General features: G+C 52.4%; 16 protein-coding genes. 13 read left to right on the forward strand and 3 right to left on the reverse strand.

The window, feature by feature from the left end; genetic code table 11:
• Window positions 1–300: 300 nt before the first annotated feature.
• Both rocD and JT719_RS25650 read right to left on the reverse strand, forming a co-directional pair.
• The gene (gene rocD / locus JT719_RS14780) at window positions 301–1,542 is read right to left on the reverse strand and encodes an ornithine--oxo-acid transaminase (protein ID WP_207434093.1); all 1,242 of its coding nucleotides are present in this window, start codon (window positions 1,540–1,542) and stop codon (window positions 301–303) included.
• A complete protein-coding gene (locus tag JT719_RS25650) occupies window positions 1,539–2,021 on the reverse strand; it encodes a hypothetical protein (protein ID WP_423227976.1) in 483 nt (160 codons plus the stop codon). Before JT719_RS25650 ends, rocD begins: the two co-directional genes overlap by 4 nt.
• 53 nt (window positions 2,022–2,074) lie before the next feature.
• Here JT719_RS25650 and rpmB point away from each other — a divergent pair, with 53 nt between their 5' ends.
• From rpmB to JT719_RS14830, 9 genes are all read left to right on the forward strand, one after another.
• Window positions 2,075–2,314: a 50S ribosomal protein L28 gene (gene rpmB, locus JT719_RS14790; RefSeq protein WP_205500663.1), complete on the forward strand. Its 240-nt coding sequence runs from the start codon at window positions 2,075–2,077 to the stop codon at window positions 2,312–2,314.
• A 45-nt stretch (window positions 2,315–2,359) separates the two neighbouring features.
• Window positions 2,360–3,943 (forward strand): aminopeptidase P N-terminal domain-containing protein, encoded by a 1,584-nt coding sequence (locus JT719_RS14795; RefSeq protein ID WP_341350768.1) that lies wholly within the window; start codon window positions 2,360–2,362, stop codon window positions 3,941–3,943.
• A gap of 201 nt (window positions 3,944–4,144) precedes the next feature.
• Window positions 4,145–4,333, forward strand: a complete 189-nt coding sequence (gene rpmG, locus JT719_RS14800) for a 50S ribosomal protein L33 (protein WP_062543030.1) — start codon at window positions 4,145–4,147, stop codon at window positions 4,331–4,333.
• Between the two features lie 2 nt (window positions 4,334–4,335).
• Window positions 4,336–4,488 carry a DUF4295 domain-containing protein gene (locus tag JT719_RS14805; RefSeq protein WP_071885388.1) on the forward strand — a complete coding sequence of 51 codons (153 nt, stop codon included), beginning with the start codon at window positions 4,336–4,338 and terminating at the stop codon, window positions 4,486–4,488.
• Between the two features lie 111 nt (window positions 4,489–4,599).
• On the forward strand, window positions 4,600–5,559 hold the full coding sequence (ftsY, locus tag JT719_RS14810; protein WP_207434096.1) for a signal recognition particle-docking protein FtsY: 960 nt from the start codon (window positions 4,600–4,602) through the stop codon (window positions 5,557–5,559).
• 35 nt (window positions 5,560–5,594) lie between these two features.
• Window positions 5,595–6,179 (forward strand): cysteine hydrolase family protein, encoded by a 585-nt coding sequence (locus JT719_RS14815; protein ID WP_207434097.1) that lies wholly within the window; start codon window positions 5,595–5,597, stop codon window positions 6,177–6,179.
• Window positions 6,180–6,307: 128 nt separating this feature from the next.
• Window positions 6,308–7,669 carry a 30S ribosomal protein S12 methylthiotransferase RimO gene (gene rimO, locus JT719_RS14820; RefSeq protein ID WP_207434098.1) on the forward strand — a complete coding sequence of 454 codons (1,362 nt, stop codon included), beginning with the start codon at window positions 6,308–6,310 and terminating at the stop codon, window positions 7,667–7,669.
• A gap of 627 nt (window positions 7,670–8,296) precedes the next feature.
• A complete protein-coding gene (gene bshC, locus JT719_RS14825; protein ID WP_207434099.1) occupies window positions 8,297–9,853 on the forward strand; it encodes a bacillithiol biosynthesis cysteine-adding enzyme BshC in 1,557 nt (518 codons plus the stop codon).
• A gap of 1 nt (window position 9,854) precedes the next feature.
• Window positions 9,855–10,451 carry a 5-formyltetrahydrofolate cyclo-ligase gene (locus JT719_RS14830; protein ID WP_207434100.1) on the forward strand — a complete coding sequence of 199 codons (597 nt, stop codon included), beginning with the start codon at window positions 9,855–9,857 and terminating at the stop codon, window positions 10,449–10,451.
• Window positions 10,452–10,494: 43 nt separating this feature from the next.
• Here JT719_RS14830 and JT719_RS14835 read toward each other — a convergent pair whose 3' ends face one another.
• The gene (locus tag JT719_RS14835) at window positions 10,495–12,078 is read right to left on the reverse strand and encodes a PQQ-dependent sugar dehydrogenase (protein WP_207434101.1); all 1,584 of its coding nucleotides are present in this window, start codon (window positions 12,076–12,078) and stop codon (window positions 10,495–10,497) included.
• Between the two features lie 199 nt (window positions 12,079–12,277).
• On the opposite strand from JT719_RS14835, the gene JT719_RS14840 reads away from it, so the two are divergent.
• The 4 genes from JT719_RS14840 to JT719_RS14855 all read left to right on the forward strand — a co-directional run bounded on the left by JT719_RS14840 (window position 12,278) and on the right by JT719_RS14855 (window position 18,254).
• Window positions 12,278–12,868, forward strand: a complete 591-nt coding sequence (locus JT719_RS14840; protein WP_207434102.1) for a hypothetical protein — start codon at window positions 12,278–12,280, stop codon at window positions 12,866–12,868.
• Window positions 12,869–13,191: 323 nt separating this feature from the next.
• The gene (locus JT719_RS14845; RefSeq protein WP_207434103.1) at window positions 13,192–16,281 is read left to right on the forward strand and encodes a SusC/RagA family TonB-linked outer membrane protein; all 3,090 of its coding nucleotides are present in this window, start codon (window positions 13,192–13,194) and stop codon (window positions 16,279–16,281) included.
• A 13-nt stretch (window positions 16,282–16,294) separates the two neighbouring features.
• Window positions 16,295–17,755, forward strand: coding sequence for a SusD/RagB family nutrient-binding outer membrane lipoprotein (locus JT719_RS14850; RefSeq protein ID WP_207434104.1), 1,461 nt, complete (start codon window positions 16,295–16,297; stop codon window positions 17,753–17,755).
• Between the two features lie 19 nt (window positions 17,756–17,774).
• Window positions 17,775–18,254 carry a hypothetical protein gene (locus JT719_RS14855; protein ID WP_207434105.1) on the forward strand — a complete coding sequence of 160 codons (480 nt, stop codon included), beginning with the start codon at window positions 17,775–17,777 and terminating at the stop codon, window positions 18,252–18,254.
• Window positions 18,255–18,568: the final 314 nt, after the last annotated feature.

Genomic DNA, 18,568 nt, shown 5'->3' on the forward strand with positions numbered 1-18,568 from the left:
CCAGCGGCGTGTTTCAGGCGTTATTCTGAAAAACCAGCCGGAAAATGTAGTGCCTCCGAATTGCCTCTATGGAGTGGACCTCTATAGCATTTTATGGCTCTTATGGTTCCTATGGCGCGGAAGTTACTTCCGTGCCTTACAGATACTGCTTAGAAAGGCACGGAAGTAACTTCCGCGGCATAGAGGGTTAGAGTAGGAGCGCTCATTTTCAAACCCTTTTCCTGAAAACAGCCCAAAAACAAAGGCTGCCGAAGTGTTAACCTTCGGCAGCCTTCTTATAAAACTATAGCAAAGCAGGATTTAAAACTCCGCCAGCGTTTTCTCAATGATGTCGCAGCAGGTGTTGAGTTGTTCCTCGGTGATGACCAGCGGCGGCGCGAAACGGATGATGTCGCCGTGGGTGGGTTTGGCCAGTAGACCGTTTTCCATCAGTTTCACGCACACATCCCAAGCGGTGCGGCCATCGGGCGTTGGGTTGATGATGACGGCGTTGAGCAAGCCCCGGCCCCGTACCAGGCTTACCAGTTCAGGATGGCGGTCTTTCAGTTGGTTCATTCTGGCCCGGAAGATCTCGCCCAGCCGATTAGCGTTCTCGGTCAGGTTCTCGTCCTGTACTACGTCCAGGGCGGCCATGGTCACGGCGCAGGCCAGCGGGTTACCGCCAAAGGTAGAACCGTGCTCGCCGGGTTGGATGCAGAGCATGATGTGGTCATCGGCCAAGGCCGCGGAAACCGGCAGCACGCCACCCGAGAGGGCTTTCCCCAGGATCAGGATATCGGCTTTGATGCCTTCGTAGTGCGAGGCCAGCAGTTTACCGGTGCGCCCGATGCCGGTCTGGATCTCATCCACGATCATGAGCACGTTGTACTGCTCGCACAGCGCCTTGGCTTTGGCCAGGTAGCCCTCAGAAGGAACCACCACACCGGCCTCCCCCTGGATAGGCTCTACCAGGAACCCGCAGATGTGGGAGTTTTCTCTCAGGGCTTGCTCCAGCGCTTCCAGGTTGTCATAAGGCAGCACTTTGTAGCCCGGCATGTACGGCCCAAAACCAACGGTGCTGGTAGGATCGGTGGAGAATGAGATAATACCGGTGGTACGCCCGTGGAAGTTGTGCTCTACCACCAGAATGGTGGCCTCGTGCGGCGGAATGCCTTTCTCTTTGTAGCCCCATTTGCGCGCCAGTTTAATGGCTGTCTCCACGGCCTCGGCCCCGGAGTTCATCAACAGCGCTTTGTCATACCCGAAAAGCTCGGCCAGGTATTTCTCGGCCTGGCCCAGTTTGTCATTGTAGAACGCACGCGAGGTAAGGGTCAGTTGCTGGGCCTGCTCCGTGAGCGCGCCAATGATGCGCGGGTGGCAGTGCCCCTGGTTCACGGCGCTGTAGGCAGACAGGAAATCATAGTACTGTTTACCTTCCACATCCCAAAGAAAAACGCCTTCGCCACGGTTGAGCACCACGGGCAGAGGATGGTAGTTGTGCGCCCCGTATTTTTCTTCTAAGGCAATGGCCTCTTGGCTGGAGGTAATGGTGGAAGTATTCATGCAGATATTAGAATTAAGGGTGAACGAAAAGAAACCGGTAGCTCTTTCCTGATGCTTTTATGTACGGAGAACCGCTTGCAGGGATAAAAGTAAAGAAAAGTCTGCAATGCGTAAGCCGCAGCCCTGGGCTTGCTCTGTTTTAGACTTGTTTCCCGGAAGACTGCCCCAAAACGGAAGTCGGGCGGAGTTTTTTCATTGAAAAAGCGAGTTTGTATCTTTGCGGCATGAAACCAAAACCGCTTCCTTTGGAACCCGGCGACTATTATTTCAACGAGCAGGGGCTGATGGTTTTCACGGAACAATACCACCGGCGGCGGGGTTATTGCTGCCGGAGCGGCTGCCGCCATTGCCCTTACGGATTCCGGAAAAAAGGCAATTCTGGGGCTGAAAACGGAAGCGAAAATGCCGGTAAAACGCGGTAAATAGCTTTTTAAGAGCAGATTAAAGAAAAAAGTTGCGGGGTGTCCTTGACATTCCATTACTTTTTGTGGATATTTGCATCCCTTTTGAAATAAACGATACTAAAGATAAAATGGCAAGAGTTTGTGATTTAACCGGTAAAAGAGTGCAGGTGGGTAACCGCGTATCGCACGCTAACAATAAAACCAAGCGTAGATTCTACCCTAACTTACAGAAGAAGCGTTTCTACATCCCTGAAGAAGATGCTTGGGTAACTTTGAAAGTTTCTACGTCTGCCCTGCGCAACATTACTAAAAACGGTATCTCTTCTGTATTGAAGAAAGCCAAAGAACAAGGCTACATCGTTTACTAAGCTTCTGCCATGAAGGCACTGCGACACCTATGTTTAACATTGCTTGTGTCGCTGCCGATAGGGGTGACCGCGCAAAACACTGGCCCGGACAAACCCGCTGATTTCCTGGACAAAGAATTTCACCGGCAACGGAGAGAGGCCCTGCGGCAACAGCTGCCGGCCAACTCCGTTGCCGTTTTGTTTTCCAACCCGCTCCGCAACCGGGCCAACGATGTGGATTTCCACTTCCACCAGGATCCGGACTTTTATTACCTCACCGGCTACCGCGAACCTAACGCCGTTCTGCTCCTGTTTTCGGAACAACACGTCATAAACGGAGTGGCCACGCAGGAGGTGCTCTTCGCGCAGCCCCGCAACGCGCAGCGCGAGTCCTGGACCGGGAAGCGCCTGGGCGAGGAAGGAGTGAAACAACATTTGGGGCTCACGCACGCATTGCCTGCTACCTCTTTTGCCGGCTTCAAGCTAGACACCGCCGCCTTTGAGCATGTCCTCTTACTAGACCTGCCGCACGACCTGCGCAACGATCCCGGAGACCAAGCCGACCTGTTTGATCTGGTGGCGCAGTTCCGGCAGAAAGTAGGGTTGAAACAAGGGCAGGATCTGGCGCACCAGGAGCTTTACCAAGTCATTCGGATGTATGATGCCCAGGCGGGCGAACGGGTGCAGCAAGAGGTGAAGCGCCAGCTGGCGGCTAATCCGGCGTTAAGCAGCAATGCTTTCCTGCAGAGCTACGTAGCCGCCAAAGATGCCGCCTCCCGCGCTGCTCTGGTAAGCAAAATGCCCAAGGAGAAGATTGACGTCTCTGCGTTGGAAGGTTTCCTGAACGAGATGCGGGAAGTAAAAAGCCCCGAGGAAATGAAGCTGCTCCGCAAGGCCATTGCCATGTCAGCTATTGGGCAGGTAGAGGTCATGAAGGCCATGCACCCCAACATGTCTGAGACCGAGGTGCAGGGAATCCATGAGTTCGTCTACAAGAAATACGGCTCAGAGTACGAAGGCTATCCGTCTATAGTAGGGGCGGGGAGCAACGGCTGTATTCTGCACTATATAGAGAACGAGAAACCCAAGCTGGGCAATGAGTTGGTCTTAATGGACCTGGGCGCCGAATACCACGGCTACACCGCCGATGTGACCCGTACCATTCCGGCCAACGGCAAGTTCACGCCAGAGCAGAAACAGATTTACGAGCTCGTGTATGCCGCCCAGGAAGCCGGCTTTAAGGAGTGCAAAGTGGGCAATCCGTTCAACGCCACCAACGCCGCGGCCCAGAAAGTACTCGCCGATGGCCTGGTGAAACTGGGTATCATCAAGAACCCGGCGGAAGCCCGCCGCTACACCATGCACGGCGTGTCGCACTACTTAGGGCTGGATGTGCATGACCGTGGTACCTACGGCGCTTTCAAACCCAGCACGGTGATTACGGTTGAGCCCGGCATTTACATCCCGGAAGGCAGCCCGTGTGATAAGAAGTGGTGGGGCATTGGCGTGCGCATTGAAGATGATGTGCTCATTACGGAGAAAGGCTGGGAAAACCTCTCTGCAGGCGCGCCCCGCACGGTGAAGGAGATTGAGGATACCATGGCCAAGCCTAGTCCGCTGGATAATTTCAAGCTGCCTGCCTTGAATTAATCTTTGCGGCTAATTGAAAGAGATGCGCCTGGTTTGGGCAAGATGCAGGGAAAACGGCATTAAAACAGCTGAATTTCTGACTTCTTCTTGAATGATTTTGCCAGGCTCTCTGTTATTCATCAGGAAAAAACTAGAAAAGCATTTGTAATTAAGTAATTAGGCCTGTATATTTGCAGTCCTAAATAAAAAATCAACTTCGCGATGGCAAAGAAAGCTAAAGGCAATAGAGTTCAGGTGATTTTGGAGTGCACTGAGCAGAAAAACTCCGGCGTACCTGGCATGTCTCGGTATATCACTACCAAAAACAGAAAGAACACTCCTGAGCGTTTGGAGATGAAGAAGTTCAATCCTTTCATGAAGAAAGTAACTGTACATAAAGAAATTAAATAACCATGGCTAAGAAAGTAGTTGCTACCCTGAAGACCGCAACCGGTAAAGACTGGGCGAAGGTAATTAAAGCTGTTAAGTCTCCTAAGACTGGTGCTTACACCTTCAGAGAAGAAATGGTGCCTGTAGACCAAGTTCAGGACGCCCTGAAAAAATAATTGCCGATATCGCATTAATGATATACCTGTAAAAGTCCCTCCATACGCGGGACTTTTTTGGTATTCGCCCCTTTTTAATCCTTTTTACCACCAATAGTACCCAGCACGGCTATGGCACTTTTCGGTTTCTTCAACAAAGAGAAAAAAGAATCTCTGGACAAAGGTCTGGAGAAAACCAAAACCAGTTTCTTTGACCAGCTCAGCAAAGCGGTGGTGGGCAAGTCAAAGGTAGACGAAGAGGTACTGGACGAGCTGGAGACTGTGCTGGTGCACGCCGACGTGGGAATCAATACTACTGTTAAGATCATTGACCGGATTGAGAAACGCGTGGCCCGTGACAAATACGTGGGTACCTCTGAGCTGGACCGCATCCTGCGCGAGGAGATCATGGCGCTCATGGAAGAAAGCAAAGGCGGAGTGGCAGCTGATTTCAGCTTGCCAGACACCGGCGGCAATCCGTACGTGATCATGGTAGTGGGCGTGAACGGCGTGGGCAAAACCACCACCATCGGGAAACTGGCCTCACAATTCCACAAAGCTGGCAAGAAAGTAGTGCTAGGCGCTGGTGATACCTTTAGAGCTGCCGCCGTAGACCAACTCAAAATCTGGGGCGACCGCGTAGGCATTCCGGTGATTGACCACGGCATGAACACAGACCCCGCCTCGGTGGCCTATGATGCTGTCCGCAAAGGCGTAGAGATGGGGGCCGATGTGGTCATCATTGACACCGCCGGCCGTCTGCACACCAAAGTGGGCCTCATGAACGAGCTCTCCAAGATCAAACGCGTGATGCAGAAAGTGATTGAAGATGCTCCGCAGGAAGTACTGTTGGTGTTGGACGGTAGCACCGGCCAGAACGCCGTGATCCAGGCCCGTGAATTCACCAAAGCCACCGAGGTAACCGCCCTCGCCGTCACAAAACTAGACGGTACGGCCAAAGGCGGCGTGATCATAGGCATTTCAGACGAGTTCAAGATTCCGGTGAAGTACATTGGCGTAGGTGAGCGCGTGGAAGACCTGCAGGTTTTTGACAAACGCGAGTTCGTGGATTCGTTGTTCTCTAAAAAATAAGACTTCTCCTTCCAACGCTAACTAGCATTCTAGACATGACAGAACGCGAAAGACCGGCCTTGTTACTCATAGATATTCAGAAGGGTTTTGATGACATTGAGTACTGGGGAGGGGATAGGAATAATCCTGAAGCAGAGAAAAGAGCGGGACAGCTTCTGCTGTACTGGAGAGAGAACCGTTTACCTGTATTCCATGTGAAGCACTGTTCTACCAATCCTGAGTCACGCCTGGCAGAAGGCAAAATTGGGAACGACTTCATGGACGTAGTCAAGCCAGAAGCAGGGGAGCCTGTGATCAGGAAGAATGTGAATAGTGCTTTTATTGGCACAGATTTAAAGCAGCAGCTGGATGCTTTAAATGTAAAGACAGTGGTTATTGCCGGTTTAACTACAGATCATTGTGTGTCTACTACCACCAGAATGGCCGGTAATTTTGGCTATGAGACTTATCTGGTAGCTGATGCCTGCTCCACATTTGATAAAGTAGGGGTAAACGGACAAAAGTTCTCGGCCCAGATTATCCATGATACAGCCTTGGCAAGTCTGCACAATGAATTTGCTACTGTTATTCAGGCAGATGAGCTTCTCAAGCTAATAGGTGATTCAAAAGTATCCATATAGATCCATTACGGTGCTAGTGGTGCTTTTAGCCCGATACTCCTAAAGACCAATTGAATTTCTGGCAGCAAATAAACCAATTCCCCATGTTTTGGTGTTGCCTTTCTACATAAATTCCCTAAGACAGGCACGTGAAAGTAAGATCGCTTAAAAAAGACAAATACAACGTTATCACGCTGGGTTGCTCCAAAAACCTGGTAGACTCTGAGGTACTCATGGGCCAATTGCGCGCCAACGACCGCGAGGTGGTGCATGATTCAGAGAAAGATGACGCCAACATTATCATCGTGAATACCTGCGGCTTTATTGACAACGCCAAGCAGGAATCCATTGACACCATTCTGCGCTACGCCGATGCCAAAGAAGCCGGCGCTATTGATAAACTCTACGTTACTGGTTGCCTTTCGCAGCGCTACAAAGACTCTTTGGAAGAGGAGATTCCGCAGGTAGACGCTTACTTCGGAACCCTGGAGTTGCCACAGTTGCTGAAGACCCTGGAAGCCGATTACAAGCACGAACTCATTGGCGAGCGTCTGCTCACCACGCCCAAGCACTACGCCTACTTCAAGATCGCCGAGGGCTGTAACCGTCCTTGCTCGTTCTGCGCCATCCCGTTGATGCGCGGCAAGCACATGGACCGCCCAATGGAAAGCCTGGTGCAGGAAGCTACGCGTCTGGCCAAAATGGGCACCAAAGAATTGATCCTTATTGCCCAAGACTTAACCTACTACGGTCTGCAACACTACGGTGAGCGCAAACTGGCTGAGCTGTTACAGCGTCTGTCAGACGTGAACGGCATTGAGTGGATCAGAATGCAGTATGCTTACCCAAGCCAGTTCCCGATGGATGCCCTGGATGTAATGGTAGAGCGCGAGAACATCTGCAAGTACCTGGATATGCCGCTGCAGCACATCTCAGACAACATGCTCAAGACCATGCGCCGCGGTATTACCAAACGCCGTACGCTGGAACTGGTAGACACCATCCGTCAGCGCGTACCAGATATCGCCCTGCGCACTACGTTGATTGCCGGTCACCCTGGTGAGACGCAGCAGGACTTTGAGGAGATGTACCGCTGGGTAGAGGAAACCCGTTTCGACCGTCTGGGGATCTTCACCTACTCGCACGAAGAAAATACGCACTCGCACACCTTGGAAGACAACGTGCCGGACGAGGTAAAACAAGAGCGCGCCGATGCCATCATGGAACTGCAGCAAGGCATTTCCCTGGAGCTGAACGAAGAGAGAGTAGGCAATACCTACAAAGTCTTGTTCGACCGGAAGGAGAGCGGTTACTTCGTGGGCCGTACCCAATACGATTCCCCGGAGGTAGATAACGAAGTATTGGTTCCTGCCGATTCCAACTACGTGCGCCTGGGTGATTTCGCCAACGTGAAAATCACCGATTCCTCAGACTTCGACCTGTACGGCGAAGTGGTAGGCAATGCTTACGAGAGCAAACACTCCGTAGCCAAAGACGCCGCGGTGAACTAAGCCGATTTTCGGTTCTTTTCCACAAATCTGGCTTAAAACAGAAGCATATTTAAGACCTCACAGGTTTCCAAAACCTGTGAGGTCTTCTTGTTTTATGTACCGTCTTTCTATCAATCTCTGGCGCGAGTTTCCAAACTCGTGCCACTGGATGGTGCGAGTCTCCAGACTCGCCGGGAACCATGAGATGGAGTTCTTGGGTAAGCACCTGTTTACTGCCAGACAGGGAAATCTTCCAAAGTGGTTTCGCTGCTGCGCAGCGAGGGTAGTCAGAGACTTCCCGCCATCCGGAGGCATGAGTCTGGAGACTCGCGCCAGAGATTCTTAATAAGCGTTGTTATTTTGGCCGCTTTTCAGAAAACAGCCTTAAAACCTATTTCATATGATGGCGCGGAAGTTACTTCCGCGCCATAGAGGGTTTATCCTCAAGCTCCCAGTCACAGTTTCTGCCAGTCTCCTAATCACAGTTTCCGCCAGTTTTCCAGAAATCAGCCCTAAAACACCGCCAACTTACGCAGTTTCCTGCATTACACCATCCCTGAAGCGCTTAGGAACGTACTACCGGTATATTTCTGAAAATACATTTTACCTTTGCACGGCGTGCGCGCTTAACGCCGGCATGCCCTTGATATGAACGTTTCCTGTATTGACTATAGCGCCACCGGTGCCTTCTCTTCGCTCGTGTTGGATTACCTTAGAAAGGATGCGAAGCTTCAGCCGTTTTACGCCCATTTTCCCGAAATCAGCTCGTTTCCGGCGTTGATCAAAGAACGCGCTTTCCCGAAGGAGCAGCGGCAGACGTTGGTGGAGGAACTGCAGCGGCAGTATGGAAGCCTGGAGGTTTCTGAGGCGGTACAGACCAATATTGCGGCCCTAGCCCATGAAAATACCTTCACCATCACCACCGGGCATCAGCTCAGCCTGTTCACGGGTCCGCTGTACTTTGTGTACAAGATTGTGACGGCTATTAAAACCGCACAGGAACTGCAGAAAGCCTACCCAGAGCAGAAGTTTGTGCCCGTGTACTGGATGGCCACCGAGGACCACGACTTTGCCGAGGTGAACCATTTCACCCTTTTCGGAAAGACCTATACCTGGGAGAGCGATGCCAAAGGTGCCGTGGGGCGGTTTGCCACGGACGGCTTGAACGAGCTTCTGGACGAGATGCCCGAGGATTACCCGCTGTTTGAGCAAGCCTATACCGAGTGCGCTACCCTGGCCCAGGCCATGCGCCAGATTGTGAACGGCTTGTTTGGCGAATACGGGGTGGTGTGCGTGGATGGGGACAGTCCGGCTTTGAAGCGGGCGTTCGTTCCCGTGGCCCAGCGTGAGTTGACCGAGCAAGTAGGCTTTAACGCTATCTCTCAAACCAACGCGGCACTGGAAAGACACTACAAACCACAGGTAATGGTGCGCGAAATCAACCTGTTTTACCTGGACCAGAACCTGCGCGAGCGCATCGTGAAGGAGGGTGACCGCTACAAAGCGCTGAACACTGATCTGGTTTTCACCCAGGAACAGATCTTGCAGTTGGTGCAGGAGCAACCCGAGAAAATCAGCCCGAACGTGGTGCTGCGGCCGGTGTACCAGGAACTGGTGTTGCCTAACCTGGCCTACATTGGCGGCGGGGCCGAAGTGGCCTATTGGTTCCAGTTGAAAGGCGTGTTTGAGGCATTGGGCGTACCGTACCCGGCGGTGATGCTGCGGAACTCGGCTTTGTACATCAACAAAGCCAACCGGCAGCGCATGGAGAAACTGGGCTTTACGGTGCTGGAGATGTTCAAAGAATTGCCCGAACTGAAGAAACGCTTGGCCGAGCTGCTGAACCAGGAAGAACTGAGTCTGCAAGAGCAACGGACTGTTGTAGAAGAGGCGTTCCGGCAGGTAGAGGAACTGGCTAAGTCCATTGATCCTACGTTGGTGAAGGCGGTAGGAGCCGAGGCGCAGAAAGCTCAGAACAGCCTGCAGATGCTGGAAAAGAAGCTGAACAAAGCCATTGAGAGCAAAAACGAGACAGCCTATAACCAATTGGCCAACCTAAAGGAAAAGCTGTTCCCAACGGGCGTGTTGCAGGAGCGGGTAGACAACCTGCTTACCTACCAGACCAACAACCCTAATTTCATACAAGAGCTGGTGGCCGCTTTTGATCCGTTCGCTTATTGCTTTACCATTCTGCAGGAAGATTAATATGGGGTTAAAGGCAGATCTGCGGAAATCGGCACTGACTCAGCGGCGCGCACTTTCGCAGCAGGAGATAAGAACGCTGAGTCTACAGATCGCTGATCGGTTTTTCGCTGGTTTTGCGCCAACCGCAGGAGAAACGGTGCATACCTTTCTGCCCATTCTGCAGCATAGCGAAATCAACACTTGGCCTATAATTGAACGCATCTGGCAGGAATTCCCTGCGGTGCAGGTGGCAGTTCCGGTAGCCAATGCGCAGGACTTCTCCATGACGCATTTCCTGTTCACGCCAGGCACCCAGTTGCAGGAAAACAAGTGGGGCATTCCGGAGCCGGTGAACGCACTTCCGCTCCCAGAATCAGAGATTACCACGGTGCTGGTGCCCCTGGTGGCTTTTGATCTGAATGGGCACCGGGTAGGCTACGGAAAAGGTTTCTATGACCGTTTTCTGGCTCTTTTGCCCCAAACAAGCCAGAAACTGGGTTTGGCTCTGTTTCCACCTGTGGAGCCCATTGATGATGTGCACGCCAAAGACCTCACCCTGGATGCGGTGATCACCCCGGAGCAGGTATGGCGTTTCGGGGCGAGTTCTGCCAAATCCTAAGCAAACCAACTCTCATTTAAGCGGCTTCGGATCAGCTTCTCTGTTATTCTTTCAGGATGCAGAGCCGTTTCGCACCTTTGAATTCCGGGGCGATGACCTGCAGAATGTACATGCCATTGGCAAACGGTTGGGTGTTGAGCGGCAGCTTGTTGGTGCCCGCCTGCAAGGAATAGCTGCTCTCCCAGATCTGGGCTCCCTGCAGATTCATTAACTTCACCGTGGCTCGGGTGCTTCTAATCGTCTGAATGGTGACCGTAGTGCTTTTCTGCGCCGGAACCGGTGCTACGGAAAGCCACGGGCTTTCTTCCTGATCTCCCTTCACCAATAACGGATCCTGGTAAGACAGCTTGAAGATGGTGCCGCTTTGATCATCGGAGATCAGGAGGTTGCCCTGCAGGTCAACGGCCACATCCACGGGCCGCGCCCAGGCCGAGGCAGAGTCCTGGTCAAGAATATGGTCTACCAGCGACACTTGGGGTCCGGGCGTCTGGGTGGCCTCGTTCCATGGGAAATAGATGACTTTGTAGCCGGTTTTCTTTGTGCGGTTCCAGGAGCCGTGCAGAGCCAGAATCGCGCCTTTGTTATAGGGAGCCGGTAACGCGGTGCCTTGCGTGAAAATGAAACCCAGCGGAGCCGAGTGGGCGGCAATTCCCTTGGAGATGCGGTCCATGGTGCCACAGTCAACGGTGTTCTGGCGGTTCAGGTCATAGTCAGGGCCAAAGGGCAGGTTGTCATAGCCTTCCTTGAGGTTAGGGTTGCAGAAAGGCCAGCCGTAATTGCCGCCGTCGCGCACCTTGGTGAACTCCTCGGGTGGGTTGTTGTCTACAAAGCTGGGAATGATTTTTCCGTAGTTGCCGGTATTGTCATTGTACGGGTACTTGATCTGGTCGCGGTTGTTCACGGTCACCCACAGTTCATTGGTGCCCGGCAGGAAAGCCAGCCCCTCGGCGTTGCGCAGCCCCCGGGCGAAGAGCCGGCCGTTTTTCCCGTCGGCGGTATACCTATAAATGGCCCCTCTCACCGGATCGCTCTGCGTATCTGAAAGGCAGGCATTGCAGGTAGACGCGATGGAGATATAAAGATTATGCTGGCCGTCAAGGGCGATGTTCTTCAACTCGTGGCCATAATTGCCATTGAGCTCCGGAAGGCTGGCATCCGGCAGGTTGTCCACTACTACCTCGCGGTTCTGGCCCGTCACATCGCCATTCTGGTAGGTGTAACGGCTCACCTTATTTTTCTCCGCTACATAGAGGTACATAGTGGAATTGATCTGGTGGAACACCAAATCATGTGGCCTTTGCAGTCCCGTCACGAAGTCAGTAATCATAGGCGCTCCGGTGCCGTTGGGGCGTACCAGTTTCACCCGCCCCTGGCCAGGCACCGATACCAGCAGATCGCCGTTGGGCGCGATGGCCATGAAACGGGCACCCGCCACCCGGGCGTACACTGAGAGAGCGAAGTGCTTGGGTACCGTGACGTACCGGTCTGTGTTGAAAGGTCCGCTCCGCATCCCCTGTGGCACCGATACCAAGACCCGTTCAGTGGCTCCGGGAACAGATTGCGCCCACCCCAGGGAAGCAGACAAAACAGATGCTAAAATTAAGTAGCTAGTAATCAGGTGCTTCATGTTTGTTTCTTTACGGCATGTAGGGGAATCACTCAACATCCAAGTCTTAGGAGAGCTCTAGGCATTCTAAAAATGGAAGGTACTGCTCAGAAGAGGAGAATGCCTTGATATATACGAGTGTCTACTTATTTTGAATTAAACTCATATAAAATAGGCTTGGCTTTGCTTATGCGCAGCTACACATAGCCGTCACACCTTTATGAAACAACTACTCTCTTTCCTGATCATCCTGCTGGCGGGGTGCCCGTTCCAGAGCTATGGGCAAACTGACGCATTCATAGCGGACTCTGTTTCCTATGGCAATACAACGGATTTTGTATCGGGCAGCGCACCTACTACTATCCTGCTTCAGAGGTCTTTACCTTCGGTTGCTAGTTCTTATAAGTTAAGTCAAGGTAGCTTCTCGGAAAGGCTGAAAGAAAATAGGGTTTTCAGGCAGGAGGTTAAACCTAAGAAGGAGAACAAGGTCTTGATGTTTCTGGTCTCCGAGGTCATGGCAGGTCTGGTGAGTTCAATCGGGTTTGCCAAAAACGGAGCCTATTGGTCGGCGGCGAGTATGCATCTCATGTCCTTGACTCCTCCTACCAGAAGCGGTGGCTGGCCGGAAAACGACCAAACGTACTTTGTCAACATCGGGCTTTTTAATGCGTTGGCCGCCCATCATTACTTTGTGAAACCTACCTCTGGGGCACCGGTCTTCTGGCGCAATTTCATTGGGCTGAATGTGGTAGGCATTACCTCGTACGTCATTGATAAATCCATCAGCAAAAGGAAAGCCCGCTTGCTCTAAGCGCATCAGGTTCTTCTGAGCTGAGGTACTTTCCTCTTATACAAAGACCTGGTTTCTTGTTTTAAGGCTGCTTTTCCAGAAGCAGCCCTGAAACAAGAAGTCAGGTCTTTTGCTTTTGATATATAGTAAATGTGCAATGTAATGTGGCGGGTTGTTTAGGGTGCGTCTTCTTAGTTAGGTGAATAGATTTGGGTTAAAATAGCTAGGATACAGGCTTTTAATTCTGGGTTATTTGATTAAATTTAGCAACATCAGTCTGCGGAAGAACGCGCCGTCTTCCCGGTTCAGTATAATTTCTTTCACTTCACTAACCCAAACCAAGCATGAAAAAAGCATTACTCCTTTTACTTATGCTGGTTTCTACGCTGCACATGGCCTTGGCCCAACAGCGGGAAATCAGCGGAAGGGTAACCACCGCCGACGACGGGAGTGCCTTGCCCGGCGTGAGTGTGGTTGTCAAGGGAACCACCGTTGGTACCTCTACAGATGCGAGCGGTAATTACCGGCTAAGCGTTGCACCCAATGCCTCGGTGCTGGTGTTCAGTTTCCTGGGCTACGAGACCCGAGAAGTGCCCTTAAGCGGCCAAACCACCGTGAACGTGACCTTGGCACCAGACAACCAGCAATTGCAGGAGGTTGTGGTAACAGCCTTTGGACGGGAGCAGGAGAAAAGAACCTTGGGCTATTCTGTGCAGGAAGTAGGCGCTGAGCAGATTGAACAGACGCAGAACCCAAACATTGTCAATTCCCTTCAGGGACGGGTAGCCGGGGTGCAGGTAATAGGCACGGGCGGTACTCCCGGGGCCGGTTCCCGAATTCAGATCAGGGGCATTAACTCTTTGAATCCCGGGGCCAACAACCAGCCGCTGTTTGTCATTGACGGTATTCCCATCAGCAACGAAACCATTGCCGGAAACCAGTTGCCCAGCGCCGGTACGGTGGCCACCGCAGAAGCCGGCGGAAATGAGCAATCTTTCGCGTTTACCAACCGGGCCGCTGACATCAACCCCGAGGATGTGGAAAGCATGACCGTGCTGAAAGGGGCAGCGGCCACCGCTTTGTACGGGCTTCGGGCCGCCAACGGCGCTATCATCATCACCACCAAGAAAGGAAAGGCCGGGGCCACCACCGTTAGTTTCAGCTCCAATTACGGAATTGACAACGTAAACAAAACCCCCGAGTACCAGACCAAATACCGGGAAGGCTTGGGAGGCAGGCTTCGGTACACCTCCACGGGCGCGCCAAACCGCTTCCAGACGTTCGGGCCGCCCATCACCGATGATCCTTTCTATGATAACTTCAAGAACTTCTTCCAGACCGGCACCCGCTTTGACAACAACCTGAGCATTTCGGGCGGTAACGAGAAAGCCACGTTTTACACCTCTCTTTCCCATTTTAACCAGGAAGGAATTGTGCCTAACTCAGACTGGGACCGCACCACGGTGAAACTGGGCGGTATGATTACGGTATCTCCCAAGTTCAGCGTGAACGGAACCGTGACGTACAGCCAGTCTGGCGGAAACAAAGCCGCCTCCGGCGACAAAGGCATCATGTCGGCGCTGACCTATCATACCACCACTTTTGATGTGAATGACTACATCAACCCAGACGGCACCATGAAAGTGTACTCACCGGGCGTGATTGACAACCCGCGCTATCTGGCCGAGCACAGCACGCTGGAAGATGACGTGAACCGGGTTATTGGGAACATTGGGCTCAACTATGATTTTACGCCCTGGCTGCGGTTCAGCTACCGCATTGGGGCCGATATATACAGCGATAGCCGTCAGCGGTTGGTGCCGGGGCCCATCTTCCAGGGAGCGCCCACGCTGGATATTGCTGCCGGAACGGGCGGTTTCCTGATAGAGGAGCGCGTGAATTACCGGGAAATCACTTCCAACGCGTTCTTAACCGCAGAACATCAGTTCACCGATGACCTGCATGCCTCCATTATGTTGGGGAACAGTGTGGAAAACCAGTACTCAGACATCCTGAATACTCGCGGAGAACGTTTCACCGTGCCTTTGTTTTACCACCTGTCTAACACGGCCAACATTTTCACCACCAACGGCATCAGCGAACGGCGCCTGATCGGGGCTTTCTTTGACGCCAAGGTAGACTACAAAAACATGCTCTTCCTGAACGTGACCGGCCGTAACGACTGGACGTCTACCTTGCCCAAGGAAAACCGTTCTTTCTTCTACCCATCGGTGAGTGCCGGCTTTGTGTTCTCAGAACTGTTAGGCCTGGCCGATAACCGGTTCATGAATTTCGGGAAGATCAGGGCTTCCTGGGCCGAGGTGGGGAAAGACACCCAGCCTTACCGGGTAGGTACCTATTTTGGTTCGGCCGTTGGTTTCCCCTTCGGGAACCGCAACGGCTTTGTGGTGAGCACCACGCAGGGTGATCCGCAACTGAAACCAGAGAGAACCCGCTCTATTGAGTTTGGCGCAGAGCTGCAGTTCTTCCAGAACCGGTTGTCTATTGACGCTACGTACTACAGGTCCAACAGCTTTGACCAGATTCTGGCCATTCCAACCAGCGTTACCTCCGGCATCACCAACTACACCAGCAATGCCGGTGAAATCCAGAACAAAGGAATAGAATTACTGGTCTCTGGCACACCGCTCAGGATCAATGACTTCCGGTGGGATGTGATAGTGAACTGGTCCCGTAACCGCAGTGAGGTACTATCAATCCATCCGGCGGTAAGTGAAATCACTTTCCAGGATGACCGAATTGTGAACCGCCTGGTGGTGGGTGGCTCGGCCGGTGATTTGTACGGACGCGTGTTCCAGCGTGATGACCAGGGCCGGTTGATCATCGGGACCAACGGGTTGCCCACTCTGAGTCCGGCCGCGCCGCTGGTGAAGGTGGGCAATGCCCTTCCAGACTGGCAGGGAGGCATCACCAACACCATCATCTGGAAAGGCCTGAGCTTAACCGCTTTGATTGATGTACGGCAGGGCGGCGACGTTTACGACGTAAGTTTGCGAAACCGCATCAGAAACGGGATTGACATCAGAACCGAGAACCGGTACCAGCAACTCATTTTCAATGGCGTGAACGCCAACGGAGAACCCAATACCATTCCGGTGGTGCTGGATGAGAACTTCTACCGCAACAGCGGCAGCTACAATGATGCCGCCGATATTCTGTTGCAGGATGCCTCCTGGGTGCGCCTGAGAAACGCCCAGCTGGCCTACACGCTGCCGGCCAGCCTCATCGGGAGAACCCCGTTCAAGAGCGTACGGGTGAGCATTACCGGTAATAACTTGTTCCTGATTACTCCTTTTGAAGGCTTTGACCCCGAAACTCCTACCTACGGTTCTGGCAGTAATTCTCTGGGATACACCGGATACGGCATTCCGGCGGTCAGAAGCTACACTTTTGGATTGAACGTTACGCTATAACATGAATTTTCCTATGCTACAATTCCATAAACGATATATCATTCTGGGATGTCTGGCGCTGTTCATGGCTGCCGGTTGTGACTCTTACCTGGATGTCAACGATGATCCTACCCGGGCCTCTACCGTAAGCTCAGATGCCCTGCTTACTCCCATTGAGGTATCCACCGCCGATGCCCATTTTGACCTGGGGCAGTACACCAGCCTGTTTGCGCAGCAGCTGGCGGCGTACACCTCGGGGCCGCAGCAGTTTGACCGGCACATTGATGCCCGCATCAACACGGCCTGGAACAACATTTACCTCCGGAACCTGTACAATGCCAATATCCTGGTCAGACAGGCCACTGCCGAAGGCTCCACGCATTACGTGGGCATAGGAAAGGTGCTGCAGGCGCTGAATCTGGGTTTGCTGACCGATACCTGGGGTGCCGTGCCGTTCTCGCAGGCTTTTCAGGGGCCGGCAGAATTAACGCCGCCCTATGATGAACAGGAACAGGTGTATACTACTATCCAGCAATTGTTGGATGAAGCCATAACAGCCCTGCAAAGTCCTACCTCCCTGGTGAAGCCCGGTGCCGATGACGTGATTTACGGCGGAAATCTTGCTTTGTGGATTAAGGCAGCCAATGCCTTGAAAGCCCGGTACACCATCCACTTGCTGGAAAGGGAGGGAGTAGACGCCGCCAATGCCGCGCTGGGGTTTGTAGCGAAGTCGTTCACCAGCAATACCGAGGACATGCAGGTGGTATACAATGACCGGAACCTGAATCCCTGGAACCGCGGCATTGCTATTGGTACCACCACCGGTAACTTTATTGTGGCTCCCTCCCAGACCTTAATTAACCTCATGAACGGGAACGTTTACGCCGGCCTGACGGACCCTCGGTTGCCTCTCATGGCCGACAAGGGGACTAGTGCCGGTAACTACGCCGGGTATAGGAACGGCTTAGGCTCCGGCGGAAATACCAACCTTACCGCCAATACTTTCTACGCCAAACCAGCCGCCCCGGTGATGATGGTAACCTACAGTGAAATGAAGTTCATTGAGGCCGAAGCCCGCTTTGTAGCCAATGGGGGAACCAGTACTACAGTAGGCAGCACAGAGGAGGCGTATCAGGCTTACCTGGCGGGAATCAGAGCGCATATGGAGAAGTTAGGGGTGCCCGCTGCAGATATCAATGCTTACCTAACTAACCCGCTGGTAGGGGTAGGGGCGGCTAACCTCACGTTGGAGCTGATCATGAAGGAAAAGCTCATCGCGCTGTACCTGAACCCCGAAGCCTGGGTTGATGTGCGCCGGTATGATTACTCATCAGAGATTTACCCTGGCATGGAATTGCCCGCCGAGCACAACCCAGCCTTAAATGGTCAATTCATCCGGAGGGTGTTCTACCCAGAAGCCGAGGCTGCCCGCAACGCCGATGAAGTAGCAAGGGTAACCAAAGGCTTAGCTGAGAAAATGTGGTGGGATTTATAATCTAACAAACAGAAATCAAATGAGAAAAATAGCATTCTACGCCCTGCTTCTGGCCTTTGGTAGTTTCTTCCTTACGGCCTGCTATGATGAACCAGATTTCATCAAAGACAACACTACGCCCACCGGGGTGGGTAGCGCGCCGGTGAGCGCCAATGAGCTGCGGGACCTGAACACCAACGCCGCCATCTCTACCTCTAATAACGCAACCACCACGAAATACACAGCCGGTACAGAAATACGCTATGAATTGCAGTTCTTTTCTGAATCTCCGGTGAAAGAAATTAACGTGTACGAAACAGTGGGCACCGGTCAGCGGACCAAAGTAAGGACCTATCCTTACCAACCGGCCTTCTCCAAAACAGACCGCACCGATACATTGATTGTGTCCTATACCGTTCCGCAGGCACCCGTGGATACCAATGTTAAAATTGAAACCGAGGTCCTGAACCAGAACAACCTGAACGTGATCCGGACCCTATGGATCAGATTAAAGCAGTAGCAGTATTTTAAAATATTCAAAAGAAAAGCCTCCAGAAATTCTGGAGGCTTTTCTTTTGGTATAAGCTCCTGGTGTATACTATGTTTTGGACTTGATTTTCAGGAAAGAAGCTTAAAACAGAATTGAGGTAGTATACGCATGGTTTGGGTAGTTTTTATACTCCTGGCAATGCGCAGATGCTTCTGATCTGATGCTTGTCTAAAGATTTAACTAACGTTTTTTACCTGATCCAGAAAGTAGGGTATGAAGGCACCATTTTTCGATGTGCAGCTTTCCTCTTCTTCTAAGATAGACTTACAGATGTTGCAGTTTTG

The organism is Sabulibacter ruber, assembly GCF_017355955.1.
GTDB classification, from domain to species: domain Bacteria; phylum Bacteroidota; class Bacteroidia; order Cytophagales; family Hymenobacteraceae; genus Nibribacter; species Nibribacter ruber_A.

Bases quoted from the DNA above. Each gene is read 5' to 3' on its own strand.
- rocD (WP_207434093.1), bottom strand. From the start codon at position 1,542: ATGAATACTTCCACCATTACCTCCAGCCAAGAGGCCATTGCCTTAGAA.
- JT719_RS25650 (WP_423227976.1), bottom strand. From the start codon at position 2,021: ATGGAATGTCAAGGACACCCCGCAACTTTTTTCTTTAATCTGCTCTTA.
- rpmB (WP_205500663.1), top strand. From the start codon at position 2,075: ATGGCAAGAGTTTGTGATTTAACCGGTAAAAGAGTGCAGGTGGGTAAC.
- rpmG (WP_062543030.1), top strand. From the start codon at position 4,145: ATGGCAAAGAAAGCTAAAGGCAATAGAGTTCAGGTGATTTTGGAGTGC.
- JT719_RS14805 (WP_071885388.1), top strand. From the start codon at position 4,336: ATGGCTAAGAAAGTAGTTGCTACCCTGAAGACCGCAACCGGTAAAGAC.
- ftsY (WP_207434096.1), top strand. From the start codon at position 4,600: ATGGCACTTTTCGGTTTCTTCAACAAAGAGAAAAAAGAATCTCTGGAC.
- JT719_RS14815 (WP_207434097.1), top strand. From the start codon at position 5,595: ATGACAGAACGCGAAAGACCGGCCTTGTTACTCATAGATATTCAGAAG.
- bshC (WP_207434099.1), top strand. From the start codon at position 8,297: ATGAACGTTTCCTGTATTGACTATAGCGCCACCGGTGCCTTCTCTTCG.
- JT719_RS14830 (WP_207434100.1), top strand. From the start codon at position 9,855: ATGGGGTTAAAGGCAGATCTGCGGAAATCGGCACTGACTCAGCGGCGC.
- JT719_RS14835 (WP_207434101.1), bottom strand. From the start codon at position 12,078: ATGAAGCACCTGATTACTAGCTACTTAATTTTAGCATCTGTTTTGTCT.
- JT719_RS14840 (WP_207434102.1), top strand. From the start codon at position 12,278: ATGAAACAACTACTCTCTTTCCTGATCATCCTGCTGGCGGGGTGCCCG.
- JT719_RS14845 (WP_207434103.1), top strand. From the start codon at position 13,192: ATGAAAAAAGCATTACTCCTTTTACTTATGCTGGTTTCTACGCTGCAC.
- JT719_RS14850 (WP_207434104.1), top strand. From the start codon at position 16,295: ATGCTACAATTCCATAAACGATATATCATTCTGGGATGTCTGGCGCTG.
- JT719_RS14855 (WP_207434105.1), top strand. From the start codon at position 17,775: ATGAGAAAAATAGCATTCTACGCCCTGCTTCTGGCCTTTGGTAGTTTC.